The sequence below is a fragment of the Microvirga sp. GN3 genome, from assembly GCF_055792825.1.
The window spans coordinates 60316-62577 of record NZ_JBVVAK010000039.1 but is presented as its reverse complement, the minus strand read 5'-3'; the positions used below and the strand labels follow the sequence as shown (position 1 = coordinate 62577).

Here is a 2262-nt window from a genome sequence, read left to right as displayed (position 1 = left end):
CGGACGCTGCATCCGCAGCACCAACTCAATCAGCTCTTCCTTTGTCAGACGCTGCAAATCAGTGCGATCCATCGCCCCATGGAGTCAGGCATTGAGCCTGCTGACAAGGGCGTGGGTAATTACGGGCAATGGGCGCTTCGTGTCGTTAATGTCTCCCCATACCCTTCCTTGGCGCAGTGAGCGACATCGTCAGACCTGCATATGGAAGGTGGAAAATTGAGAGTCATCGCAGCAGATATCTGAATTGTCCGTCGAATAAACTTTAGAGCAATTTCCTATCCTATGAGTATGTCGCCCGCCCCTTCATGATGACTACCTCAAAGGCAATTCATTTCCCAAGAATAGCACACCCAAAATCTCTCAAAGATGGGTAAGCAGGCTTGCTTCCTTTTGAAACAAATGATTATCTGCATGGCCTTGTTCATCAGTGCTTCGGATTTCGGCGCAAAAGCGAATGATGCATTAGACGATACTGCCGCCCTCAACGCCGCCGTCAAAGCGGCTCACGATGCCTATATCAAGAACCCCGCTGTGGGCCGTGTGACTGTCCTTCTGCCGACGGGCACCCTGCTCGTCAAAGGCAACGGCGACAAGAGCGACGGTGCGGTCGAACTGCTGTCCGGCACGGCCATGCAGGGTGCCGGCATGGGCCGGACGATTCTTAAAGTGGCCGACGGCTGGGCGGGAGACATCACCGGCGTGGTGCGCACGCCGTTCGATGAGGTGACAAGCAATGTGGGCCTCTTCGATATCACCATCGACGGGAACCGCGATGCCACGACAGGCAAGATCGACGGCTTCTACACGGGCGTGCGCCCCGGCAGCCCGGCACAGGACAGCGACATTCATGTCGCACGCGTGGAGGTGATGGATTGCTCGGGCTACGGCTTCGACCCGCATGAGCAGACCCTCCGTCTGACCATCGAAAGCAGCGTGTCTCACGGCAACGGGCTCGATGGCTTCGTGGCGGATTACATCGTCAACGGCATCTACCGGAACAACATCGCCTACGGCAACGATCGACACGGCTTCAACATCACCACCACGACAACCGGGCTCCTCCTGCAGGACAACATCGCCTATGGCAACGGGTCGACAGGTGTGGTCGTGCAGCGCGGATCGGAGGCGATCCCGTGGCCGAGCAACATCCAGATTGTCGGAGGCCAATACTACGGCAATGTCAGGGACGGAGTCCTGCTCAACATGGCTGCCAATGTCATTGTCGACGGCGCCATGATCTTCGGCAACCAGGGTAGCGGCGTTCGGATCGAAGGATCGACCGGCACCATTGTTCAAAACAGCCACATCTTCAACAACGCGCAGGCTGCGGACAACCAATTCGACGAGATCAGCATCCGCATGCGTCTCGATACGACCACCGGGCTGACCTACTACTCCACGAACACGCAGATTCTCAACAATACTATCTACTCCGACGGCGCGATCGACGCACGCTATGGAATCCGCGAGGAGCGGACGAACACCCTCGCCGGCGATACGGGCATTCTACTGCTCGGCAATACGATCTACGGTGTGGATTCCGGCGTAATCTTCACCTCGAGACAGACTTGGATTGGGTCCGCCTCATCCAACTCGTTCAAGGGCACTGGACAGGATGAGGAACTGAGTGGCCGCTCCGGCAACGACACGATCCGAGGAATGGGCGGCAACGACCATGTCTTCGGAGATGGCGGCAACGACAAACTTTATGGGGATTCCGGCAGGGATTATGTCTTCGGCGGCAACGGTCACGACCGCCTCAACGGCGGCTTGAGCAACGACATTCTGAGCGGCGATGCCGGCCGCGACGTCTTCATCTTCAATACCAAGCTCGGGAGTTCGACGACGGATCGGAAGGTCAATTTCGACACGATCGCCAACTATTCCGTAAGGGACGATTCGATCTGGCTCGACAACGCCATTTTCCGGAAGATCGGACCAGGCTCGTCCGCCCATCCGACCAAGCTTAATGCGGAATTCTTCAACGCGGGAAACAGGCCAAAGGATCAGAACGACTACGTGCTCTACAACAAGAAGACCGGCGTTCTGTCATACGATTCCGATGGCTCTGGCTCGCGCAAGCCGGTGGAATTTGCACAGATCAAGAAGGGCCTTGCCCTGGCACATCACGATTTTTTCGCCGTCTGAGCACCTAGCGCATCGTGCGGACCCAGAGGGCCGCGTCAGCGAAAAGTGGACCCGGTTTTCCGCCCAGAACGATGCGCTCTTCAAAGAGTGGAGCATCGGATTGGATCCCAAAAG

General features: G+C 57.1%; 2 protein-coding genes. Both read left to right on the top strand.

The genetic code is table 11. From position 1 onward, the window contains the following. A partial coding sequence (locus tag ACS5Q1_RS19610; protein ID WP_473099748.1) for a hypothetical protein occupies nt 1-180 on the top strand: 180 nt, incomplete at its 5' end. Between the two features lie 231 nt (nt 181-411). Continuing rightward, nucleotides 412-2148: a glycosyl hydrolase family 28-related protein gene (locus ACS5Q1_RS19605; protein ID WP_473099747.1), complete on the top strand. Its 1737-nt coding sequence runs from the start codon at nt 412-414 to the stop codon at nt 2146-2148. The last annotated feature ends 114 nt before the right edge of the window (nt 2149-2262 follow it).

What these genes read in the sequence shown, in the direction of transcription:
- ACS5Q1_RS19605 (WP_473099747.1), top strand. Translation starts at nt 412, where the DNA reads ATGGCCTTGTTCATCAGTGCTTCGGATTTCGGCGCAAAAGCGAATGAT.